A 19189-nucleotide genomic window follows, 5' to 3' on the forward strand; every position below is an offset into this window, starting at 1 on the left:
ATTTGTTTCGACTGAATGTCAATTATTATTTGTTGTACAACTCTACGATTAACTGTTCTTTGATGTTTTCAGGAACTTGAAGTCTTTGAGGTACAGAAACAAATGTTCCTTCTAACGTTTCAGGATTCCAAGTAATCCATTCGTAAACAGCGCTAGAATTAGATAATGAACGTTCGATAGTCTCTAGAGATCTTGATTTTTCACGAACAGCAACTTTATCACCAGGTTTCAATTGGTATGAAGGAATATTTACTAACTCCCCATTTACAGTAATATGTCTATGAGAAACGATTTGACGTGCAGCTCTACGAGATGGAGCAATTCCCATTCTGTAAACTACGTTATCTAATCTTGATTCACATAATTGAATTAATACCTCACCAGTAACTCCACGAGCTGCAGCAGCTTTTTTGTATAAGTTTCTGAATTGTTTTTCTAAAATACCGTAAGTATATTTAGCTTTTTGTTTTTCCAATAACTGGATAGCATATTCAGATTTCTTACCTCTTTTTCTTGCTAAACCATGTTGTCCTGGAGGGTAATTTCTTTTTTCTAAAGATTTATCATCTCCGAAAATTGCTTCACCGAACCTACGTGCGATTTTTGTTTGTGGACCAGTATATCTTGCCATTTCTTAATAAAATTGAAAAAAGGTAGGGATTATGAATTCAGGTCACTTTCCTCCGATAATCTATTCCTACCTTTGGTTATACTATAAATTAAACTCTTCTTCTCTTTGGAGGACGACATCCGTTGTGTGGCATTGGAGTAATATCGATAATCTCTGTTACTTCGATTCCACCATTATGTAAAGATCTGATTGCAGATTCTCTTCCGTTTCCAGGTCCTTTTACATAAACTTTTACTTTTTTCAATCCTGCCTCAAGTGCAACTTTACCGCAATCTTCTGCAGCCATTTGAGCAGCGTAAGGAGTGTTCTTTTTAGAACCTCTGAATCCCATTTTACCTGCTGATGACCAAGAAATCACTTCACCTTTTTTGTTAGTTAATGAAATGATGATATTGTTAAACGTCGCATTAATATGAGCTTCACCTGTTGACTCAACAAGTACTTTACGTTTTTTTGTATTCGCTTTAGCCATATTACTACTTATTATTTAGTTGCTTTTTTCTTGTTAGCAACAGTTTTTCTTTTACCTTTTCTTGTTCTAGAGTTATTCTTAGTTCTTTGTCCTCTTAATGGAAGACCAGCTCTATGACGGATACCTCTGTAGCATCCGATATCCATTAAACGTTTGATGTTTAATGAAATCTCTGAACGTAATTCTCCTTCAATTGTGAATTGACCTACTGCTTCACGGATAGCTCCGATCTCATCGTCATTCCAATCTTGAACTTTTTTATTTTCGTCAACTTTAGCTCTTTCTAGAATTTCTTTAGCTCTACTTGAACCAATTCCAAAAATATAAGTTAAAGCAATGATTCCTCTTTTGTGTTTAGGTATATCTACCCCTGCGATTCTTGCCATAATTATCCTTGTCTTTGTTTAAATCTAGGATTCTTTTTATTAATAACGTAAAGTCTACCTTTTCTACGTACTATAATGCACTCGGCACTTCTTTTTTTAACTGATGCTCTTACTTTCATTTTAATAGCCTCTTTAATATCTATAAGTAATTCTTGCTTTGGTCAAATCGTAAGGGCTCATCTCTAATTTTACTCTGTCACCAGGTAATAATTTGATATAATGCATACGCATCTTACCTGAGATATGGGCGATTACTACGTGTCCATTTTCTAATTCCACACGGAACATAGCATTTGATAATGCTTCAATAATTGCTCCGTCTTGTTCTATTGCTGATTGTTTTGCCATAAAAACTAAGCTGTTGCTCTTCTATTTTTACCACTTGTCATCATGCTATCATACTGTTTGTTCAGTAAATAAGCATTGACTTGTTGAATTGTATCGATTACAACACTTACCATAATCAATAACGATGTTCCTCCATAAAACATTGCCCAACCTTGTTGAACTCCTAATAAACTTACCACAATAGCAGGGAAAACTGCGATTAATGCTAAGTAAAGAGAACCAGGGAATGTTATTAAAGACATGATTCTATCTAAGAAATCGCCTGTCTCACTACCTGGTTTAACACCTGGTATAAAACCACCACTTCTCTTTAGATCATCAGCCATCTTATTAGTTGGTACTGTAATTGCGGTGTAAAAGTACGTAAAAATTATGATTAATAAAGCAAAAAGTGCATTATACTCCCAACCAAACACATTATGAAATGTTGTACTGATTGATTTAGCAGTATCTGAAGTTGACAAACCTGCTACTGCAGCTGGCACAAACATGATCGCCTGAGCAAAAATGATTGGCATAACTCCTGATGCATTTAACTTTAATGGAATCCACTGACGATTACCGCCTAACATAGATTGATCATAAGTTCCTGAAGCACTTCTTCTTGCATATTGAACCGGTATACGTCTCACAGCAAGAGTTAAATAGATACAAGCAACAATGATTAACAACCATAAAATTACTTCTATAACCACCAACATAGGTCCTCCATTATTTTCAGTAATTCTCGATTGGAATTCTTGGATGAAAGACATTGGAAGTCTCGCAATAATACCAACCATAATCAATAATGAAATCCCATTTCCAATACCTTTATCAGTAATTTTTTCACCTAACCACATTGCAAAAACAGTTCCGGTCACTAGTATAATTACTGAAGAAAACAAGAATGAGAAAGAATTGAAACCTAACAAAAATGCATCCGGTGGTAATTGCACATACAAGTTATAGATGTAACTAGGCCCTTGTAATAAAGTAATACCGATTGTCAACCATCTTGTTATTTGGTTCATCTTCTTTCTACCGCTTTCTCCATCATTTTGTAGTTTTTGTAGATAAGGAACCGCGATTCCCATTAACTGAACTACTATGGAAGCAGAAATATAAGGCATAATACCTAATGCAAATACAGATGCTTGCGCAAATGCACCACCTGTAAAAACATTTATTAACCAACCGATACCTTGATCAGTTTGATCAGTTAAAGCTTGCAATTTCGTTGCGTCAATACCTGGAAGGGTAACTTGTGTACCAAAACGGTACACAAGCAATAACCCTAAAGTTATCAAGATTTTGTTCTTTAACTCTTCAATTTTCCAAATACTGGCTAATGTTTCAAAAAACTTCTTCATCTTGTTTATTAAGATTTTATAACGTTACAATTTCTCCACCAGCTGCTTCGATTGCCTCTTTAGCAGATGCTGAAAACTTGTGTGCAGAAACTTTTAATTTTGCTTTTATCTCTCCACGCCCTAAAACCTTAACTAAACTATTTTTAGAAGTTAATCCTAACTCAACTAAAAGAGCAAAATCAACAGTGTCTTTTACTACTCCGCTATCAACTAAAGATTGTAATTTTTCTAAGTTAATAACATCATACTCTACTCTATTGATGTTTTTAAAACCAAATTTAGGAACACGTCTTTGAAGTGGCATTTGTCCTCCTTCAAATCCGATCTTTCTTGAATATCCTGAACGTGATTTAGCACCTTTGTGTCCTTTTGTAGAAGTTCCTCCTTTACCAGACCCTTCACCACGACCAACACGTTTGTTTTGGTTGTGTACTGAACCTTTTGCTGGTTGTAAATTACTTAAATTCATACTCTACAATATTATTTAGCCTCCTCTACAGAAACTAAGTGTTGAACTTTACTTACCATTCCTAAGATTGCAGATGTAGCATCATGTTCTACAACTTGACCAATCTTACGAAGTCCTAAAGCCTCTAATGTTCTCTTTTGTACAAGAGGACAATTAATTTGGCTTCTTACTTGTTTTACTTTAATTTTTGACATAACTCTCTCAAATTAACCTTTAAATACTTTTTCTAAAGAAATTCCTCTTTGTTTTGCAACTGTAGAAGCACTTCTTAAACGTAATAAAGCGTCAAAAGTAGCCTTCACCACGTTGTGAGGATTTGAAGATCCTTGAGATTTAGATAATAAATCTTTAATCCCTACAGACTCTACAACCGATCTCACAGAACCTCCAGCGATAACTCCAGTACCCAAAGATGCAGGCATCAATAATACTCTAGCTCCACTGAATTTTCCTTTTTGTTCGTGAGGAATAGTATGACCATTTAAAGGAACTCTAACTAAGTTTTTCTTTGCATCCTCTACTGCTTTAGCGATTGCTTCAGAAACGTCTTTTGATTTACCCAAACCATGACCCACTACACCGTTCTCGTCACCTACTACTACTACAGCTGAGAATCCAAAAGCTCTTCCCCCTTTAGTAACTTTAGTAACACGGTTTACACTAACCAAACGATCTTTAAGATCAAGACCTGTTGGTTTTACAAATTCTACGTTTTTATAATTTTGATACATAACTAATTAGAATTTTAATCCAGCTTCTCTAGCGCCTTCAGCTAATGATTTAACACGACCGTGGTATAAATAACCTCCTCTATCGAAAGATACAGTTTCTACACCAGCTTTCAAAGCTTTCTCTGCAATTAGTTTCCCAACCGATGCAGCAGTTTCAATATTGGTTCCTCTTGTTATCCCAGCTTCTCTTGAAGATGCTGCAGCTAGAGTTACTCCATTCACGTCATCTATGATTTGCGCATAGATTTCTTTATTACTTCTGAATACAGAAAGTCTTGGCTTAGCAGCAGTACCGCTAACAATCTTTCTAATTCTGAATTTAATACGTTGTCTTCTTTCAGATTTTGTTAATGACATAGTCTTAATTTTTAAGCTGATTTACCTGCTTTTCTTCTTAACTCTTCACCCACAAACTTGATACCTTTTCCTTTGTAAGGTTCTGGTTTACGGAATGAACGGATTTTTGCTGCTACTTGACCAACTAGTTGTTTGTCAAATGAAGTTAATTTAACGATTGGATTTTTACCTTTTTCAGATATAGTTTCCACTGTAACTTCTTTTGCAATATCCATTACGATATTATGAGAGAAACCTAAAGCTAAATCTAACTTTTGTCCTTGATTAGCAGCACGGTATCCTACCCCAACCAATTCCAAACTGATAGTAAATCCTTCTGAAACTCCTTTAACCATATTGTTGATTAAACTACGGTATAATCCGTGTTTAGCTCTTTCAATCTTATCATCAGAAGAACGCTCAACGATTACTTGGTCTTCTTCAACTTTAATACTAACTGTATCAAACTTTTGAGAAAGCTCTCCTAATTTACCTTTTACAACAATCTCTCCTTCTTTAACGTCAACCGTTACTCCAGCAGGGATCGCTATTGGACTTTTACCTATTCTTGACATCTCTTAGTCTTTTTAAATTAGTATACGTAACAAACAACTTCTCCACCAACATTCAATTGTTTCGCTTGCTTTCCAGTCATCAATCCTTTTGATGTTGAAACGATAGCGATTCCTAATCCATTAAGGATTCTAGGAAGATCTGCTGCAGAAGCGTATTTACGCAAACCTGGTTTACTAATTCTTTGGATATCTCTAATTACAGACTCTTTTGTGTCTTTATCATATTTCAAAGCTATTTTGATTGTTCCTTGAACTGAACTATCATCAAATTTATAGCTTAAGATATATCCTTGATCGAATAATATTTTCGTGATTTCTTTTTTGAAGTTTGAAGCTGGAATTTCAACCACTTTGTGGTTAGCTCTCACAGCGTTTCTAACTCTTGTAAGGAAATCTGCTATTGGATCTGTATACATGTTTTTACCTTTAAATCTTAATTACCAACTTGCCTTTTTTACTCCAGGTATCAATCCATTATTTGCCATTTCACGGAATGTAACACGAGAAATACCGAATTGACGCATATACCCTCTTGGTCTTCCTGTTAACTTACATCTGTTGTGTAAACGAACTGGAGAAGCATTTTTAGGTAACTTTTGTAATCCTTCATAGTCACCAGCTTCTAAAAGAGCTGTTCTCTTAGCAGCATATTTATCTACTAATGCTTGTCTTTTAACCTCACGGGCTTTCATTGATTCTTTAGCCATACTTAATTCTTTTTAAAAGGTAATCCTAATTCAGCAAGTAAAGATTTCGCTTCTTTATCTGTTTGAGCAGATGTAACGAAAGTGATATCAAAACCAGCGATTTTGTTAACTTTATCGATATTGATTTCAGGGAAAATGATTTGCTCAGTAACACCTAAGTTATAATTTCCTCTTCCGTCAAAACCATCAGATTTAATACCTGAAAAGTCTCTTACACGTGGTAAAGCTGAAGTTACTAAACGATCTAAAAATTCATACATTCTCTCTCCACGTAACGTTACTTTTGCCCCGATTGGCATTCCTTTTCTTAATTTAAAAGTAGCAACGTCTTTCTTAGAGATAGTAGCTACTGCTTTTTGTCCTGTAATTTTAGTTAACTCCTCAACAGCGTAATCAACTAATTTTTTATCAGAAACAGCAGCACCAACTCCACGGCTAACAACGATTTTCTCAAGTTTTGGAACTTGCATTACGTTTTTATAACCGAATTCCTCAGTAAGAGCAGAGATAACTCTGCTTTTATATTCTTCTTTAAGTCTTGGTATATAAGCCATAACTATAATACTTGATTTGATTTTTTAGAAACTCTTACATTTTTTCCGTTCTCGTTTTTCACGATAGCTACTTTTGTAACTTCGTTCGTCTTAGGATCTACGATCGCTAAGTTTGAGATTTGGATTGGAGCCTCTTTTTTAACAATTCCACCTTGAGGGTTAGAAGCACTTGGCTTCACGTGTTTTGAAATAATATTCACCCCTTCAACAATAGCTTTGTTCTTTTCACGTAATACACGTACAACTTTACCTTCAGTACCTTTATGGTCACCTGCGATAACGCGTACAGTATCTCCTGTTTTTATCTTTAGCTTAATCATGTTTAGAACGAATTATAACACCTCTGGTGCTAATGATACAATTTTCATGAATTGTTTTTCACGAAGTTCTCTCGCAACCGGACCAAAAACACGAGTTCCTTTCATCTCTCCAGCAGCATTTAACAATACACATGCGTTATCGTCAAATCTGATGTAAGATCCGTCAGCTCTTCTCACCTCTTTTTTAGTACGAACTACAACTGCAGTTGAAACGCTACCTTTTTTCACGCTTCCGTTTGGAGTTGCTTCTTTAATTGAAACTACAATTTTATCACCTACAGAGGCATAACGACGTTTCGTTCCTCCTAAAACACGGATAGTCAAAACTTCTTTTGCACCCGTATTATCTGCTACTTTAAGTCTAGATTCTTGTTGTACCATAATTATTTCGCTCTTTCAATGATTTCAACTAATCTCCAACATTTTGACTTAGATAATGGACGTGTCTCCATAATCTTTACAGTATCACCAATGTTGCAATCATTTGTTTCGTCGTGTGCAACGTATTTTTTCGTTTTCAACACGAACTTACCATATAATGGGTGTTTTACTCTCTTTACTTCAGACACAACAATAGATTTCTCCATTTTATTGCTAGTAACAACACCTATTCTCTCTTTTCTTAATTTTCTATTTTCCATCTTTCGGCAGAATACAATTATTGTAACTCTCTTTTACTTAACTCTGTATTCACTCTTGCAATACTTCTTCTTACGTTTCTCAACTGTAATGGATTCTCGATTGGAGAGATTGCGTGAGCAGATCTTAAGTTATTATATGTGCTAGTCAACTGTACCAGTTGCTCTTGTAATTCAGCTACAGATAGATTTACTATTTCTGATTGTTTCATGATAAAAATTTTATTATGCTTCGAAATCTCTAGCAATTACAAATTTAGTTTTTACAGGAAGTTTTTGAGCAGCTAAGCGTAATGCTTCTTTTGCTACTGAAATTGGCACTCCACCAACTTCGAACATAATTTTTCCTGGTTTTACCACAGCAACCCAGTATTCTACTGCACCTTTTCCTTTACCCATACGTACCTCTAGAGGCTTTTTAGTAATAGGTTTGTCTGGGAAAATTTTAATCCATAACTGCCCTTCACGTTTCATGAAACGAGTAGCAGCGATACGCGCTGCCTCGATTTGACGTGAAGTGATAAATGCAGAGTCCATAGATTTGATTCCAAACATACCATTTGAAAGTTCATGCCCTCTTTGAGAAATCCCTTTCATTTTACCTTTCTGTACCTTACGGTATTTTGTTCTTTTAGGCTGTAACATTTTTCTTCAGTTTAAAAATTACTTTCTTTTGCGTGGGTTAGATTTACCTTTTGGAGATCCTGCTGATTTAGATTGTTTTTTATCCATTCCAGCTAACGGAGAAAGATCTCTCTTACCGTAAACCTCACCTTTCATGATCCACACTTTAATTCCCATTCTACCATAAGTAGTGTGAGCTTCAGCAAGTGCATAATCGATGTCTGCTCTGAAAGTTGACAACGGAATTCTTCCTTCTTTGAAAGTCTCAGAACGAGCCATTTCAGCACCGTTTAAACGACCAGAAATCATTACTTTGATTCCTTCAGCATTCATTCTCATCGCTGCAGCCATAGCCATACGGATAGCTCTACGGTAAGAAATTCTGCTTTCGATTTGACGAGCGATACTAGCAGCCACTAAGTATCCGTCTAATTCAGGACGTTTGATTTCAAAGATATTGATTTGAACTTCCTTATCAGTAATCTTTTTCAATTCCTCTTTTAACTTGTCTACCTCTTGTCCACCTTTTCCGATAATGATACCAGGTCTAGCAGTAGTGATAGTAACGGTTACAAGTTTTAAAGTTCTTTCGATGATTACTTTAGATACACTAGCTTTTGATAAACGAGCATGGATATACTTTCTGATCTTGTGATCTTCAGCGATTTTGTCACCGTAGTCATTTCCACCATACCAGTTTGAGTCCCATCCTCTGATAATACCAAGGCGATTCCCGATTGGATTAGTCTTTTGTCCCATACTGCTTATTAATTGCTTTGTGTGTTATTATTAGATCCTAATACGATTGTTACGTGATTAGAACGTTTTCTGATTCTGTGTGCTCTACCTTGAGGTGCAGGACGAAGTCTTTTTAACATCATTCCTCCATCTACTCTGATTTCTTTAACGATCAATCCAGCTTCTTCTATATTAGCGTCGCTGTTTTTCGCTTGCCAGTTAGCAATTGCAGACAAAAGTAATTTCTCTAAATTACGAGAAGCATCTTTTGAACTGAATTTTAATATATTTAGAGCTTTTTCTACTTTCTGTCCTCTTACTAAATCCGCTACTAAACGCATTTTTCTAGGAGAAGTAGGGCAATTGTTTAGCTTTGCAAAAGCAACTTGCTTGTTAGCTTCTTTAATTTGCTCAGCTCTTTCTCTTTTACGAACTCCCATAGCTTCTTATTATTTTTTACCTTTATTCTTTGCACCAGCGTGACCTCTAAACGATCTTGTTGGTGAAAATTCCCCTAATTTATGTCCTACCATGTTCTCTGTTACATAAACAGGAACAAACTGACGACCATTATGTACTGCGATAGTTTGTCCAACAAAATCAGGTGTAATCATTGAAGCTCTTGACCAAGTCTTGATAACTCCATTTTTTCCACTTTCTATGTTTACTTGAACTTTCTTCTCTAATTTATAGTGAACATAAGGTCCTTTTTTTAACGAACGTGCCATGTCTTAATCTTTTATTTCTTTCTACGTTCAACGATATACTTATTACTCGACTTAACTTTAGAACGAGTTCTGTACCCTTTAGCAGGCATCCCGTTTCTAGAACGTGGGTGTCCTCCTGACGAACGACCTTCTCCACCTCCCATTGGGTGATCTACTGGGTTCATTGCTACTGGTCTAGTTCTAGGTCTTCTACCTAACCATCTTGATCTACCTGCTTTACCAGAAACGATTAATTGGTGATCGTGGTTAGACACTGCTCCGATAGTAGCCATACATTCTAATAAAATCAAACGGATCTCTCCAGAAGGCATTTTAATAGTAGCATATTTACCATCTCTAGCAACTAACTGAGCGAAAGTACCTGCTGAACGAGCGATAACTGCTCCTTGTCCAGGACGTAATTCGATACAAGATATAACAGTTCCTAAAGGAATTTTGCTTAAAGGCATTGCATTACCAACTTCTGGTGATGCTTCTGCTCCTGAAACTACAGTTTGTCCAACTTTCATACCGCTTTGTGCAATAACGTATGATTTAGCTCCATCTACATAAGCAATCAAAGCGATGAATGCTGTACGGTTTGGATCATACTCAATTGACTTAACAGTAGCTGGGATACCAACTTTAGTTCTTTTAAAATCAACTATACGGTATCTTTGTTTATGACCACCACCCATGTAGCGCATGGTCATTTTTCCTTGACTATTTCTACCTCCAGATTTTTTTTTCGGTGCTAGTAAACTACGCTCCGGCTTATCAGTTGTTATAGCGTCAAAACTATTTACAACTCTAAAACGCTGACCTGGGGTAATAGGTTTTAATTTTCTAACTGACATTATTTATTAGATATTTGAATAAAAGTCTATACTATCTCCTTCTTTCAATTCAACTATTGCTTTCTTGTATGCATTAGTTTTAGCGTTGATCATTCCACTTTTCGTGTACTTAACAGAACGCTTTGCAGCATAGTTCATAGTATTCACGTTAACAACAGAAACTCCATAAGCAGCCTCAACTGCTTTTTTAATTTCAATTTTGTTCGCTTTTCTATCAACAACAAACCCAAAACGGCCAAAAGTTTCGCCGTCTTTAGTTATTTTTTCTGTAATTATAGGCTTAATTAAAACACTCATGTTCCTATTATTTACTTAAATTTTCTACAATTCCTGCTACAGAACCCTCAGTTAACACTAAACTTCCAGCATTTAAAATACTGTAAGTACTTAATTCAGAGTTAGTTACAACAGCAGCCTTCCCTAAATTGCGTGATGACAAATATACATTTTTATTTGATTCACCAAACACAAATAGAGATTTTTTATTTTCCAATCCTAAACCTTTCAATACGTTGATGAAATTTTTAGTACTTGGAGCCTCGAAATTAAAGTTCTCAACTACGATTAAATTTGATTCTTTCACTTTGATAGAGAAAGCAGATTTTCTCGCTAAACGTTTTAAACTTTTGTTTAATTTGAAAGAGTAGCTTCTTGGTCTTGGCCCGAAGATTCTTCCTCCTCCACGGAAAACTGGTGATTTAATACTTCCTGCTCTTGCAGTACCAGTTCCTTTTTGCTTCTTAATCTTACGCGTACTTCCAGAGATCTCAGCTCTTTCTTTAGCTTTGTGAGTACCTTGTCTTTGATTTGCTAAATATTGTTTAACATCAAGATATACTGCGTGATTATTTGGTTCTATACCGAATACTGAATCTAAAAGCTCAACTTTTCTACCAGTATCTTTTCCTGTGATATCTAAAACTTTTACTTCCATTACTTCTGAACGATTACATAAGAGTTTTTGTGTCCTGGAATTGCTCCCTTAACCACAAGTAGATTTTTATCAGCTACTACTTTTAAAACTCTAAGGTTTTGTACTGTTACATTTACTCCTCCAGTTCTTCCTGCCATACGCATTCCTTTGAATACTCTTGATGGGTAAGAAGAAGCTCCAATAGATCCTGGCGCTCTTAAACGGTTCTTTTGACCGTGAGTTACCTGACCAACTCCACCAAAACCATGACGTTTTACAACCCCTTGGAATCCTTTTCCTTTAGATACACCTTGTACATCTACGAATTCTCCTTCTAAGAATAAATCTGCAGTGATTACATCACCTAATTTATACTCTCCAGCAAAATCTTTGATCTCAACGACTTTTCTCTTAGCAGATGTTCCAGCTTTTTTAAAGTGACCTAACTCAGCTTTAGTAGCATGTTTATCTGTCTTGTCATCGAAACCAAGTTGTAACGCTTCATACCCGTCAACCTCAATGGTTCTGACTTGGGTAACGACATTAGGACCCATTTCGATTACTGTACATGGAATGTTTTTTCCATTCTCATCGAAAATACTAGTCATGCCGATTTTTTTACCAATTAACCCAGACATAAATATTAATTATTAATTATAAAATTTTATTTTATTTTCTAAAAGAACTAAGTATTGGTGACTATAACACCAATACTTAGCCTCTGATATTCTTATTGAATCTTGTTATTTATCACACTTTGATTTCAACTTCAACACCGCTTGGTAACTCTAATTTCATTAAAGCATCAATCGTTTTAGAAGATGAAGAATAGATATCTAACAATCTTTTGTATGAACTTAACTCAAACTGCTCTCTTGCTTTTTTGTTCACGTGAGGAGAACGAAGAACAGTAAAGATTTTTTTATGAGTAGGTAATGGAATAGGTCCAGTTACTACTGCTCCTGTACTTTTTACAGTTTTTACGATTTTCTCTGCTGATTTATCAACCAACATATGATCGTAAGATTTTAATTTTATTCTGATTTTTTGACTCATTTTACTCTAAAATTAAGCGTTACCTTTTGCTTTAGTGATTACTGCCTCTGAAATGTTTGATGGTGTTTCAGAGTAGTGAGAGAACTCCATTGTAGAAGTTGCTCTACCAGATGATAATGTTCTTAATGTAGTTACATATCCGAACATTTCTGATAATGGAACAGAAGCTTTAACAACTTTTGATCCAGCTCTATCATCCATGCTGTTGATTTGTCCACGACGACGGTTCAAATCTCCAACGATATCACCCATGTTTTCTTCAGGAGTCAATACTTCTAACTTCATGATAGGCTCTAAGATGATCGCACCTGCAGCTTTAGCAGCAGCTTTGTATCCCATTTTAGCAGCTAATTCGAACGATAATGCATCCGAGTCAACCGCGTGGTAAGAACCGTCAGTTAAAGTTACTTTCATAGAATCCATTTCGAATCCAGCTAAAGGTCCTTGTTTCATCGCCTCTCTAAATCCTTTCTCTACAGAAGGGATATATTCTTTAGGAACGTTACCACCTTTAACTTCATTCACGAACTGTAATCCAACGAATGGTTTTCCATCAACGTCATCAGCAGGTCCCATTTTGAATACGATATCAGCAAACTTACCACGTCCACCAGATTGCTTTTTATAAGCTTCTCTATGTTGTGCTTCACGTGTAAGAGCTTCTTTGTACTCAACTTGTGGCTCTCCTTGATTAACTTCAACTTTGAACTCACGTCTCATACGGTCGATCAATACGTCTAAGTGTAACTCACCCATACCAGAGATTACAGTTTGTCCAGACGCTTGGTCAGTTTTAACTGTAAAAGTTGGATCTTCCTCAGCTAATTTAGCTAAAGCAGTACCCATTTTATCCATATCCGCTTTTGTTTTTGGTTCAATAGCGATACCGATTACAGGGTCTGGGAATATCATACTTTCTAATACGATAGGTTTTTTCTCATCACATAAAGTATCTCCAGTTTTGATATCTTTAAATCCTACAGCAGCTCCAATATCTCCAGCCTCAATATATTCAACTGGGTTTTGTTTGTTAGCGTGCATTTGGTAGATACGAGAAATACGCTCTTTGTTTCCAGAACGAGTATTCAATACATAAGATCCAGCGTCTAAGTGTCCTGAATAAGCTCTAAAGAATGCTAAACGACCTACGAATGGGTCAGTAGCAATTTTAAATGCTAATGCAGCGAACGGCTCAGTAACCGATGGCTTACGTACGATTGGTTCTTCAGTATCAGGATCTGTACCTTCGATAGCTTCCTTATCCATTGGAGAAGGTAAGTAACGACATACAGCATCTAACATGAACTGAACACCTTTATTTTTGAATGAAGATCCACAAGTCATAGGGATGATGCTCATATCAAGAGTAGCAGCACGTAAAGCTACGTGGATTTCGTCCTCTGTGATTGAGTTCTCATCTTCCATAAATTTCTCAAGAAGATTTTCATCATAAGCAGCAATCTCCTCGATTAATTGACCTCTGTATTGTTTTACATCATCAACCATATCCGCAGGGATATCAACAACGTCAAAAGTAGAACCATGATTCTCATCATGCCATACGATTGCACGGTTTTTAACTAAGTCAACGATACCTTTGAAATCAGCCTCATCACCAATAGGTAAAACGATTGGCACAGCGTTAGATTTCAACATATCTTTAACTTGTTGACATACTGCTAAGAAGTTAGCTCCTTGACGGTCCATTTTATTAACGAACCCCATACGTGGAACTTTATAATTATCAGCTAATCTCCAGTTAGTTTCAGACTGAGGCTCAACACCATCAACTGCACTAAACAAGAATACTAATCCATCTAATACACGTAAAGAACGGTTTACCTCTACAGTAAAGTCAACGTGTCCAGGAGTATCAATAATATTGAAGTGGTACTCCATAGATTCAGGTATTTTAGCACCTTGAACTGTTGGGAAATTCCAAGTACATGTAGTAGCTGCCGATGTAATAGTAATACCTCTTTCAGCCTCTTGCTCCATCCAGTCCATTGTAGAAGATCCTTCGTGAGTCTCTCCCATTTTGTGGTTTTTACCTGTATAGAACAAAATACGCTCTGTAGTTGTTGTCTTACCAGCATCGATGTGTGCAGCGATACCAATGTTTCTTGTATATTTTAAATCTCTTGCCATTGTATATAGTTTCTGTATGGATTAAAATCTAAAGTGAGAGAATGCTTTATTAGCTTCAGCCATTTTATGAGTATCCATTCTCTTTTTAACAGCAGCTCCTTCTTCTTTAGCAGCAGCTAAGATTTCAGATGCTAATTTTCCAGCCATAGATTTCTCATTTCTTTTTCTCGCATACAAAATCATCCATTTCATCGCCATAGAAATTTTTCTATCTGGACGAATTTGCATTGGAATTTGGAATGTAGCTCCACCTACACGACGAGAACGAACTTCTACGTGTGGCATAACGTTAGTTAACGCATCTTTCCAAATTTCTAATGAAGATTTTTCTTCATCTTGTTTTTTCTCCTCAACGATCTCTAAAGCATCATAGAATACTTTAAAAGCTGTTGATTTCTTACCGTCCCACATTAAGTTGTTTACAAAACGCGTAACTAATTGATCATTAAATTTTGGATCTGGTAAAAGAGGTCTCTTTTTCGCCTGTCTTTTTCTCATGTCTTCTTCTTAAACGTTTAAACGATTATTTTTTGTCTTTAGGACGTTTTGCTCCGTATTTAGATCTTCTTTGTGTTCTACCGTTTACTCCAGCAGTATCCAAAGCTCCACGTACGATGTGGTATCTAACACCTGGCAAATCTTTTACCCTTCCACCTCTAACTAATACTATCGAGTGCTCTTGTAAATTGTGTCCTTCTCCTGGGATGTATGCGTTTACTTCATTACCATTTGTTAAACGTACCCTTGCAACTTTACGCATTGCAGAGTTTGGTTTTTTAGGTGTAGTAGTATAAACACGCGTACAAACTCCTCTTCTTTGAGGACAAGAATCCAAAGCAACCGATTTACTCTTCTTAGTCAATTGGGTTCTCCCTGTTCTTACTAATTGTTGAATTGTTGGCATAATGTTTATTAATAATTTCTACAATATATTATTCCGCACTATATACGGGGTTGCAAATGTATAACTATTTTTTATTTATTCAAACCTCAAAGCATTAATTTTCAACATAATTAATTTTTTTTATCAACAATTCTCCTTTTACCTCTTTTTTTCTCTTTATGCAATACTTATTCAAAAGTTATCAACACTATTCCGATTTCTTTTTAGCAATCTAGCATTTGCTTAAATACCTCTCTTGTATCCCCTAAGAGTATTCTAAAAACAAACCCGCTCTCTCTTCTCTCCTCTTATCTCTCACAAAAAATATTCTGTTTTATTTCATTAGGATACCATATTATACCCTCTACTATAGATTATAGTATATACTATCTAATATTTTTATAAATAGCACTAAAGTCAAATACTTAAAATCTATCTTTGCACGTTTTTTAAATTATATTATAAGTAACTTTGCCCCATGGAACAGGACAATCAGATATTTGGTATTCGTGCAATCATCGAAGCCATAGAAGCAGGAAAAGATATAGATAAGGTATTCATTCAGAAAGAAGCTTCTGGAGAGTTAATGAGTTCTCTTCTTAAGACTTTAAAGAAGAATAACGTAAACTTCTCTTATGTACCTATCGAAAAACTAAATAAACTAACTAATAAAAATCATCAAGGAGCTGTAGCTAACATCTCTCCTATCTCTTTTACTTCACTAGAAACATTAGTAGAAGGTGTATTAGAGAAAAAAGAGAAACCTCTTTTCGTCATCCTAGATCAGATATCAGATGCTCGTAACTTCGGTGCTATTATACGTACTGCTGTATGCTGTGGTGCAGATGGTATCATCATATCTAAGAATGGAGCTGCTCCAGTAAACGGAGATACAGTAAAAACATCTGCTGGTGCTGTATTTAATATTCCTATCTGTAAAGTAGACCACATTAAGGATGCAGTATTCTATCTACAAGGATCTGGTGTAGTAACACTAGGCGCAACAGAGAAAGCAGAAAAAGAAATCTATGATGTAGATCTAAATGTACCTCTAGCGATCATTATGGGAAGTGAAGATAAAGGTATCAACCCATCTGTACTTAAAATCATAGATGAGAAAGCAAAATTACCAATGTTTAGCACAATAGATTCACTAAACGTATCTGTAGCGTGTGGAGCATTTTTATACGAAACAATTAGACAAAGAAGATAAGATTTGAAAGACGTAAAGGTATTATTAAAGAAGCCTAACTACCCTGTTAGCGATGAGTTCATGGAATACTTGACCAAGTATAAACGCACTACTAAGACTAGTGTGATCTATGATGACTTATTGCGCTTCAGTGGTTATATCAATATCGAGGACAGCAACGGTAACGATACACTGTGGTTACGTGTATATTATCCAGAGTTCGAGTATAAAGAGATAGAAGCTAGCCTTACTAAGATATATACCTTACTTCACTCTGATGGTGACATCGAGACACTACAGTATCTAACTATTGATCATATTGACTTTTGTTCGTTTGGAAATTCTAAGCCATTCAGAGTGAAAGTACGTAATATACTTAATGACAATATCACCAACTTCTATGTAAAGAGAGCCGACGCCTCTCGTATATATGGGCTAGAACTAGAAGAGATGCTATCACCGAATACGATGAACTATCTCGTACACAATGATACCTTAATCGAAGAACACATATTAGGTATACCTGCTGATGTATTCATCACAGATCACTTGCCGAAATGTACTGAAAGTGAAAAATCTCAGATCGCTAAAGAGTTTGTCAAATTTAATGAACGCTGTATGATCGGTTTACTAGGTGATATGAGATCGTATAACTTCGTCATCATACCTACTCATGACTTCGATCAGGTGGTCTATAGAATCAGAGCTATCGACTTCGATCAGCAGAACTATGAAGGCAACCTCAAGTTCTACCTTCCTCAGTTCTTTAAAGAGAACTACACTATCGTGAAGATGGTATTAGAAAAACTAAAACATACCTCGATAGAGCAGTATAGACGAGAAGTGAGATCTGTGATCGTAAGAAGAGTACTGAGCAATAAGGAGAGATTAGACGAACTGATACACGTGATGATACAAGATACCGTCTCTACTCCAGAGAATGTAGAAGAGTTAAAAATGTCCTTACACAAACTAACTCACGAGAAGTCTTTTAAATATTGTAACAATATGGGAGAGATACTCGAAACAGCAATAGACTTCGTAGTCAAAAACTATAAAAGCACCTTCTAAGGTGCTTTTATAGTTTATACTGTTCACTGATTCTGTACTGAGAGATCAGCACTGGTAGTGTCTTCCTATAAGGATCCTTACTTACCTTCTGCTTCGGTATAATAATAAAGTTACCTTGCTCATCGAAGCACCTCATAAAAGGATCTGACTGAGGATCAAAGTTAGGGTCTTGCCACTCATACTTATACCCCTGCTCTATATGCTCAGGAGAAGAAACTAAAAAACTAAGTACTAATCCTGTCAAAAAGCCACTCAGATGACCTTCCCACGAAATACCATTCTCTACATGAGGAAACATATACCAGACCATCCCACCATATAGCACTACGATCACCAGTGATAATGCCATCAGCCTATAATATCGTGTTTGTACCCCCTTAAAGAACATAAAACTCACTAACACATAGACTAATCCACTAGCCCCGATATGATAACTATCTCTACCTATCAGCCAGGTACCGAAACCTGATAGCAGAATACCTAAAACCAGTACCACCAAGGCTTGTCTCTTATAAAAATACTGCAACATTAATAGCAGTACGAAGAGGGCTATAGAATTATTATACAAATGCTTTATCCCACCGTGTATAAAAGGACTAAACACAATTCCCCTCAACCCCTCTATCGTTCTGGGCAATACGCCATACTCGTGTAACTCATAAAAATTATTCCAATCCATCCAATACACTCCCCATATCAGTACAACGACGAATAAGGGGAGTAAAATTAGATTAATAGATAATGGAGGTAATTTCTCTTTACTCATATATTATTTCCTTTCTCCCTAAGTACATCTTATTATATAAGGTTCATATTTACTCCCTATACAAGTCCTATTCAAAAACACTTCTTGTTATGAAAGGCTATTATACAATGCACTCAAATTTTATATAGGTTAAATATAACTCATTTTATAACGGATTGTTTTTTGCTTCACATCATTTTAGCATAGAGACGACTATCATCCTCTTTAAAAGTATCTCTATACTGTAACCTTCTTCTAAAAAAAGCAAGTCACTTTTTAATTTATACTGCCTTATTTTGGTCTAAAAGAGAGCAATGAACAATATCACTACCTGTTTTTTTTGAAAAAAGTGTCCAAAACAAGCCAATAATCCCTAAATCAAAGAAAAAAGCAGTCATTTTTTTTATTCAACATAACAAATAATAACTTAAATATCAATCAATTACACAAAAACCTTAAAAAACATAATATTTAAAATATACCATTACCCTAGTAAAATAGGGCATTGATGCAAACTCCTTCGACAATAGTAGGACAATAGGCAATAAATACTGAGCAAGAGAAGTGCTCTGTCCATGAATACTTCTTTTATACTCCACGTATTCTCCTTTAAGTAAGAATTTACATTAACATTAGCTTATGTCCAAATATTCACACTCTAACCTATAACTACTAGACCTTGCATATTCCATTATGGAAAAACATCGTTATCTAAAAAAGAGATTGTATTTTTGTG

The 19189-nt window shown here is 35.6% G+C and carries 33 protein-coding genes; 2 read left to right on the forward strand and 31 right to left on the reverse strand.

The features are described 5' to 3' along the window. Positions 1–25: 25 nt before the first annotated feature. The 30 genes from rpsD to rpsL all read right to left on the reverse strand — a co-directional run bounded on the left by rpsD (position 26) and on the right by rpsL (position 15466). The gene (gene rpsD, locus AABL85_RS03680) at positions 26–631 is read right to left on the reverse strand and encodes a 30S ribosomal protein S4 (RefSeq protein WP_253113371.1); all 606 of its coding nucleotides are present in this window, start codon (positions 629–631) and stop codon (positions 26–28) included. A gap of 88 nt (positions 632–719) precedes the next feature. Further along, the gene (gene rpsK, locus AABL85_RS03685; protein WP_006259473.1) at positions 720–1103 is read right to left on the reverse strand and encodes a 30S ribosomal protein S11; all 384 of its coding nucleotides are present in this window, start codon (positions 1101–1103) and stop codon (positions 720–722) included. A gap of 11 nt (positions 1104–1114) precedes the next feature. Next, positions 1115–1489, reverse strand: a complete 375-nt coding sequence (gene rpsM / locus AABL85_RS03690; RefSeq protein WP_006259474.1) for a 30S ribosomal protein S13 — start codon at positions 1487–1489, stop codon at positions 1115–1117. 2 nt (positions 1490–1491) lie between these two features. Then, the gene (gene ykgO, locus AABL85_RS03695; protein ID WP_002987490.1) at positions 1492–1608 is read right to left on the reverse strand and encodes a type B 50S ribosomal protein L36; all 117 of its coding nucleotides are present in this window, start codon (positions 1606–1608) and stop codon (positions 1492–1494) included. Between the two features lie 13 nt (positions 1609–1621). Then, complete coding sequence (gene infA / locus AABL85_RS03700; protein ID WP_002987492.1) at positions 1622–1837, reverse strand: translation initiation factor IF-1; 216 nt, start codon at positions 1835–1837, stop codon at positions 1622–1624. A gap of 5 nt (positions 1838–1842) precedes the next feature. Next, a complete protein-coding gene (secY, locus tag AABL85_RS03705; protein ID WP_006259476.1) occupies positions 1843–3189 on the reverse strand; it encodes a preprotein translocase subunit SecY in 1347 nt (448 codons plus the stop codon). 16 nt (positions 3190–3205) lie between these two features. Further along, complete coding sequence (rplO, locus tag AABL85_RS03710; RefSeq protein WP_041894027.1) at positions 3206–3658, reverse strand: 50S ribosomal protein L15; 453 nt, start codon at positions 3656–3658, stop codon at positions 3206–3208. An 11-nt stretch (positions 3659–3669) separates the two neighbouring features. Beyond that, complete coding sequence (gene rpmD, locus AABL85_RS03715) at positions 3670–3852, reverse strand: 50S ribosomal protein L30 (RefSeq protein WP_006259478.1); 183 nt, start codon at positions 3850–3852, stop codon at positions 3670–3672. 12 nt (positions 3853–3864) lie between these two features. Then, positions 3865–4389, reverse strand: coding sequence for a 30S ribosomal protein S5 (rpsE, locus tag AABL85_RS03720; protein ID WP_006259479.1), 525 nt, complete (start codon positions 4387–4389; stop codon positions 3865–3867). A gap of 6 nt (positions 4390–4395) precedes the next feature. Further along, entirely contained in the window at positions 4396–4746 is a 351-nt protein-coding gene (gene rplR / locus AABL85_RS03725; protein WP_006259480.1) for a 50S ribosomal protein L18, read from the reverse strand. Between the two features lie 11 nt (positions 4747–4757). Beyond that, positions 4758–5300, reverse strand: coding sequence for a 50S ribosomal protein L6 (gene rplF, locus AABL85_RS03730; protein ID WP_006259481.1), 543 nt, complete (start codon positions 5298–5300; stop codon positions 4758–4760). A 17-nt stretch (positions 5301–5317) separates the two neighbouring features. Then, positions 5318–5716: a 30S ribosomal protein S8 gene (gene rpsH, locus AABL85_RS03735; RefSeq protein WP_006259482.1), complete on the reverse strand. Its 399-nt coding sequence runs from the start codon at positions 5714–5716 to the stop codon at positions 5318–5320. A 21-nt stretch (positions 5717–5737) separates the two neighbouring features. Then, the gene (rpsN, locus tag AABL85_RS03740) at positions 5738–6007 is read right to left on the reverse strand and encodes a 30S ribosomal protein S14 (RefSeq protein WP_006259483.1); all 270 of its coding nucleotides are present in this window, start codon (positions 6005–6007) and stop codon (positions 5738–5740) included. A 2-nt stretch (positions 6008–6009) separates the two neighbouring features. Then, positions 6010–6561: a 50S ribosomal protein L5 gene (rplE, locus tag AABL85_RS03745; protein WP_006259484.1), complete on the reverse strand. Its 552-nt coding sequence runs from the start codon at positions 6559–6561 to the stop codon at positions 6010–6012. 2 nt (positions 6562–6563) lie between these two features. Next, positions 6564–6881, reverse strand: coding sequence for a 50S ribosomal protein L24 (rplX, locus tag AABL85_RS03750; RefSeq protein WP_286415824.1), 318 nt, complete (start codon positions 6879–6881; stop codon positions 6564–6566). 12 nt (positions 6882–6893) lie between these two features. After that, positions 6894–7262, reverse strand: coding sequence for a 50S ribosomal protein L14 (gene rplN, locus AABL85_RS03755; RefSeq protein WP_006259486.1), 369 nt, complete (start codon positions 7260–7262; stop codon positions 6894–6896). Between the two features lie 2 nt (positions 7263–7264). Then, positions 7265–7522: a 30S ribosomal protein S17 gene (rpsQ, locus tag AABL85_RS03760; RefSeq protein ID WP_006259487.1), complete on the reverse strand. Its 258-nt coding sequence runs from the start codon at positions 7520–7522 to the stop codon at positions 7265–7267. Between the two features lie 17 nt (positions 7523–7539). Further along, entirely contained in the window at positions 7540–7731 is a 192-nt protein-coding gene (rpmC, locus tag AABL85_RS03765) for a 50S ribosomal protein L29 (RefSeq protein WP_006259488.1), read from the reverse strand. A gap of 13 nt (positions 7732–7744) precedes the next feature. Continuing rightward, positions 7745–8164, reverse strand: coding sequence for a 50S ribosomal protein L16 (gene rplP / locus AABL85_RS03770; RefSeq protein ID WP_006259489.1), 420 nt, complete (start codon positions 8162–8164; stop codon positions 7745–7747). An 18-nt stretch (positions 8165–8182) separates the two neighbouring features. Further along, positions 8183–8902 (reverse strand): 30S ribosomal protein S3, encoded by a 720-nt coding sequence (gene rpsC / locus AABL85_RS03775; protein ID WP_006259490.1) that lies wholly within the window; start codon positions 8900–8902, stop codon positions 8183–8185. Between the two features lie 8 nt (positions 8903–8910). Then, entirely contained in the window at positions 8911–9321 is a 411-nt protein-coding gene (gene rplV / locus AABL85_RS03780; protein ID WP_006259491.1) for a 50S ribosomal protein L22, read from the reverse strand. Positions 9322–9330: 9 nt separating this feature from the next. Next, positions 9331–9609, reverse strand: coding sequence for a 30S ribosomal protein S19 (rpsS, locus tag AABL85_RS03785; RefSeq protein WP_286415823.1), 279 nt, complete (start codon positions 9607–9609; stop codon positions 9331–9333). Positions 9610–9620: 11 nt separating this feature from the next. After that, positions 9621–10445 carry a 50S ribosomal protein L2 gene (gene rplB / locus AABL85_RS03790; RefSeq protein WP_286415822.1) on the reverse strand — a complete coding sequence of 275 codons (825 nt, stop codon included), beginning with the start codon at positions 10443–10445 and terminating at the stop codon, positions 9621–9623. Positions 10446–10451: 6 nt separating this feature from the next. Continuing rightward, complete coding sequence (gene rplW, locus AABL85_RS03795; RefSeq protein ID WP_006259494.1) at positions 10452–10742, reverse strand: 50S ribosomal protein L23; 291 nt, start codon at positions 10740–10742, stop codon at positions 10452–10454. Between the two features lie 7 nt (positions 10743–10749). Beyond that, positions 10750–11379: a 50S ribosomal protein L4 gene (gene rplD, locus AABL85_RS03800; protein ID WP_006259495.1), complete on the reverse strand. Its 630-nt coding sequence runs from the start codon at positions 11377–11379 to the stop codon at positions 10750–10752. Continuing rightward, positions 11379–11996 carry a 50S ribosomal protein L3 gene (rplC, locus tag AABL85_RS03805; RefSeq protein WP_286415821.1) on the reverse strand — a complete coding sequence of 206 codons (618 nt, stop codon included), beginning with the start codon at positions 11994–11996 and terminating at the stop codon, positions 11379–11381. Before rplC ends, rplD begins: the two co-directional genes overlap by 1 nt. A gap of 112 nt (positions 11997–12108) precedes the next feature. Continuing rightward, positions 12109–12414, reverse strand: coding sequence for a 30S ribosomal protein S10 (rpsJ, locus tag AABL85_RS03810; RefSeq protein WP_006259497.1), 306 nt, complete (start codon positions 12412–12414; stop codon positions 12109–12111). Positions 12415–12426: 12 nt separating this feature from the next. Further along, positions 12427–14562 carry an elongation factor G gene (gene fusA / locus AABL85_RS03815; RefSeq protein WP_286415820.1) on the reverse strand — a complete coding sequence of 712 codons (2136 nt, stop codon included), beginning with the start codon at positions 14560–14562 and terminating at the stop codon, positions 12427–12429. Positions 14563–14583: 21 nt separating this feature from the next. Continuing rightward, on the reverse strand, positions 14584–15060 hold the full coding sequence (gene rpsG / locus AABL85_RS03820) for a 30S ribosomal protein S7 (RefSeq protein ID WP_006259499.1): 477 nt from the start codon (positions 15058–15060) through the stop codon (positions 14584–14586). Between the two features lie 25 nt (positions 15061–15085). Continuing rightward, positions 15086–15466, reverse strand: coding sequence for a 30S ribosomal protein S12 (gene rpsL / locus AABL85_RS03825; RefSeq protein WP_002987523.1), 381 nt, complete (start codon positions 15464–15466; stop codon positions 15086–15088). Between the two features lie 457 nt (positions 15467–15923). Here rpsL and rlmB point away from each other — a divergent pair, with 457 nt between their 5' ends. Together rlmB and AABL85_RS03835 are read left to right on the forward strand one after the other, a co-directional pair. Next, on the forward strand, positions 15924–16658 hold the full coding sequence (gene rlmB / locus AABL85_RS03830) for a 23S rRNA (guanosine(2251)-2'-O)-methyltransferase RlmB (protein ID WP_341309258.1): 735 nt from the start codon (positions 15924–15926) through the stop codon (positions 16656–16658). A gap of 3 nt (positions 16659–16661) precedes the next feature. Continuing rightward, positions 16662–17708, forward strand: a complete 1047-nt coding sequence (locus tag AABL85_RS03835; protein ID WP_041894044.1) for a hypothetical protein — start codon at positions 16662–16664, stop codon at positions 17706–17708. Between the two features lie 7 nt (positions 17709–17715). Here AABL85_RS03835 and AABL85_RS03840 read toward each other — a convergent pair whose 3' ends face one another. Then, positions 17716–18474 (reverse strand): rhomboid family intramembrane serine protease, encoded by a 759-nt coding sequence (locus AABL85_RS03840; protein WP_341309259.1) that lies wholly within the window; start codon positions 18472–18474, stop codon positions 17716–17718. Positions 18475–19189: the final 715 nt, after the last annotated feature.

The sequence above is a fragment of the Myroides odoratimimus genome (genome assembly GCF_038039805.1).
GTDB classification, from domain to species: domain Bacteria; phylum Bacteroidota; class Bacteroidia; order Flavobacteriales; family Flavobacteriaceae; genus Flavobacterium; species Flavobacterium odoratimimum_B.

Coding starts and splice junctions, on each gene's coding strand:
- rpsD (WP_253113371.1), bottom strand. CDS start 631: ATGGCAAGATATACTGGTCCACAAACAAAAATCGCACGTAGGTTCGGT.
- rpsK (WP_006259473.1), bottom strand. CDS start 1,103: ATGGCTAAAGCGAATACAAAAAAACGTAAAGTACTTGTTGAGTCAACA.
- rpsM (WP_006259474.1), bottom strand. CDS start 1,489: ATGGCAAGAATCGCAGGGGTAGATATACCTAAACACAAAAGAGGAATC.
- ykgO (WP_002987490.1), bottom strand. CDS start 1,608: ATGAAAGTAAGAGCATCAGTTAAAAAAAGAAGTGCCGAGTGCATTATA.
- infA (WP_002987492.1), bottom strand. CDS start 1,837: ATGGCAAAACAATCAGCAATAGAACAAGACGGAGCAATTATTGAAGCA.
- secY (WP_006259476.1), bottom strand. CDS start 3,189: ATGAAGAAGTTTTTTGAAACATTAGCCAGTATTTGGAAAATTGAAGAG.
- rplO (WP_041894027.1), bottom strand. CDS start 3,658: ATGAATTTAAGTAATTTACAACCAGCAAAAGGTTCAGTACACAACCAA.
- rpmD (WP_006259478.1), bottom strand. CDS start 3,852: ATGTCAAAAATTAAAGTAAAACAAGTAAGAAGCCAAATTAATTGTCCT.
- rpsE (WP_006259479.1), bottom strand. CDS start 4,389: ATGTATCAAAATTATAAAAACGTAGAATTTGTAAAACCAACAGGTCTT.
- rplR (WP_006259480.1), bottom strand. CDS start 4,746: ATGTCATTAACAAAATCTGAAAGAAGACAACGTATTAAATTCAGAATT.
- rplF (WP_006259481.1), bottom strand. CDS start 5,300: ATGTCAAGAATAGGTAAAAGTCCAATAGCGATCCCTGCTGGAGTAACG.
- rpsH (WP_006259482.1), bottom strand. CDS start 5,716: ATGTATACAGATCCAATAGCAGATTTCCTTACAAGAGTTAGAAACGCT.
- rpsN (WP_006259483.1), bottom strand. CDS start 6,007: ATGGCTAAAGAATCAATGAAAGCCCGTGAGGTTAAAAGACAAGCATTA.
- rplE (WP_006259484.1), bottom strand. CDS start 6,561: ATGGCTTATATACCAAGACTTAAAGAAGAATATAAAAGCAGAGTTATC.
- rplX (WP_286415824.1), bottom strand. CDS start 6,881: ATGATTAAGCTAAAGATAAAAACAGGAGATACTGTACGCGTTATCGCA.
- rplN (WP_006259486.1), bottom strand. CDS start 7,262: ATGGTACAACAAGAATCTAGACTTAAAGTAGCAGATAATACGGGTGCA.
- rpsQ (WP_006259487.1), bottom strand. CDS start 7,522: ATGGAAAATAGAAAATTAAGAAAAGAGAGAATAGGTGTTGTTACTAGC.
- rpmC (WP_006259488.1), bottom strand. CDS start 7,731: ATGAAACAATCAGAAATAGTAAATCTATCTGTAGCTGAATTACAAGAG.
- rplP (WP_006259489.1), bottom strand. CDS start 8,164: ATGTTACAGCCTAAAAGAACAAAATACCGTAAGGTACAGAAAGGTAAA.
- rpsC (WP_006259490.1), bottom strand. CDS start 8,902: ATGGGACAAAAGACTAATCCAATCGGGAATCGCCTTGGTATTATCAGA.
- rplV (WP_006259491.1), bottom strand. CDS start 9,321: ATGGGAGTTCGTAAAAGAGAAAGAGCTGAGCAAATTAAAGAAGCTAAC.
- rpsS (WP_286415823.1), bottom strand. CDS start 9,609: ATGGCACGTTCGTTAAAAAAAGGACCTTATGTTCACTATAAATTAGAG.
- rplB (WP_286415822.1), bottom strand. CDS start 10,445: ATGTCAGTTAGAAAATTAAAACCTATTACCCCAGGTCAGCGTTTTAGA.
- rplW (WP_006259494.1), bottom strand. CDS start 10,742: ATGAGTGTTTTAATTAAGCCTATAATTACAGAAAAAATAACTAAAGAC.
- rplD (WP_006259495.1), bottom strand. CDS start 11,379: ATGGAAGTAAAAGTTTTAGATATCACAGGAAAAGATACTGGTAGAAAA.
- rplC (WP_286415821.1), bottom strand. CDS start 11,996: ATGTCTGGGTTAATTGGTAAAAAAATCGGCATGACTAGTATTTTCGAT.
- rpsJ (WP_006259497.1), bottom strand. CDS start 12,414: ATGAGTCAAAAAATCAGAATAAAATTAAAATCTTACGATCATATGTTG.
- fusA (WP_286415820.1), bottom strand. CDS start 14,562: ATGGCAAGAGATTTAAAATATACAAGAAACATTGGTATCGCTGCACAC.
- rpsG (WP_006259499.1), bottom strand. CDS start 15,060: ATGAGAAAAAGACAGGCGAAAAAGAGACCTCTTTTACCAGATCCAAAA.
- rpsL (WP_002987523.1), bottom strand. CDS start 15,466: ATGCCAACAATTCAACAATTAGTAAGAACAGGGAGAACCCAATTGACT.
- rlmB (WP_341309258.1), top strand. CDS start 15,924: ATGGAACAGGACAATCAGATATTTGGTATTCGTGCAATCATCGAAGCC.
- AABL85_RS03840 (WP_341309259.1), bottom strand. CDS start 18,474: ATGAGTAAAGAGAAATTACCTCCATTATCTATTAATCTAATTTTACTC.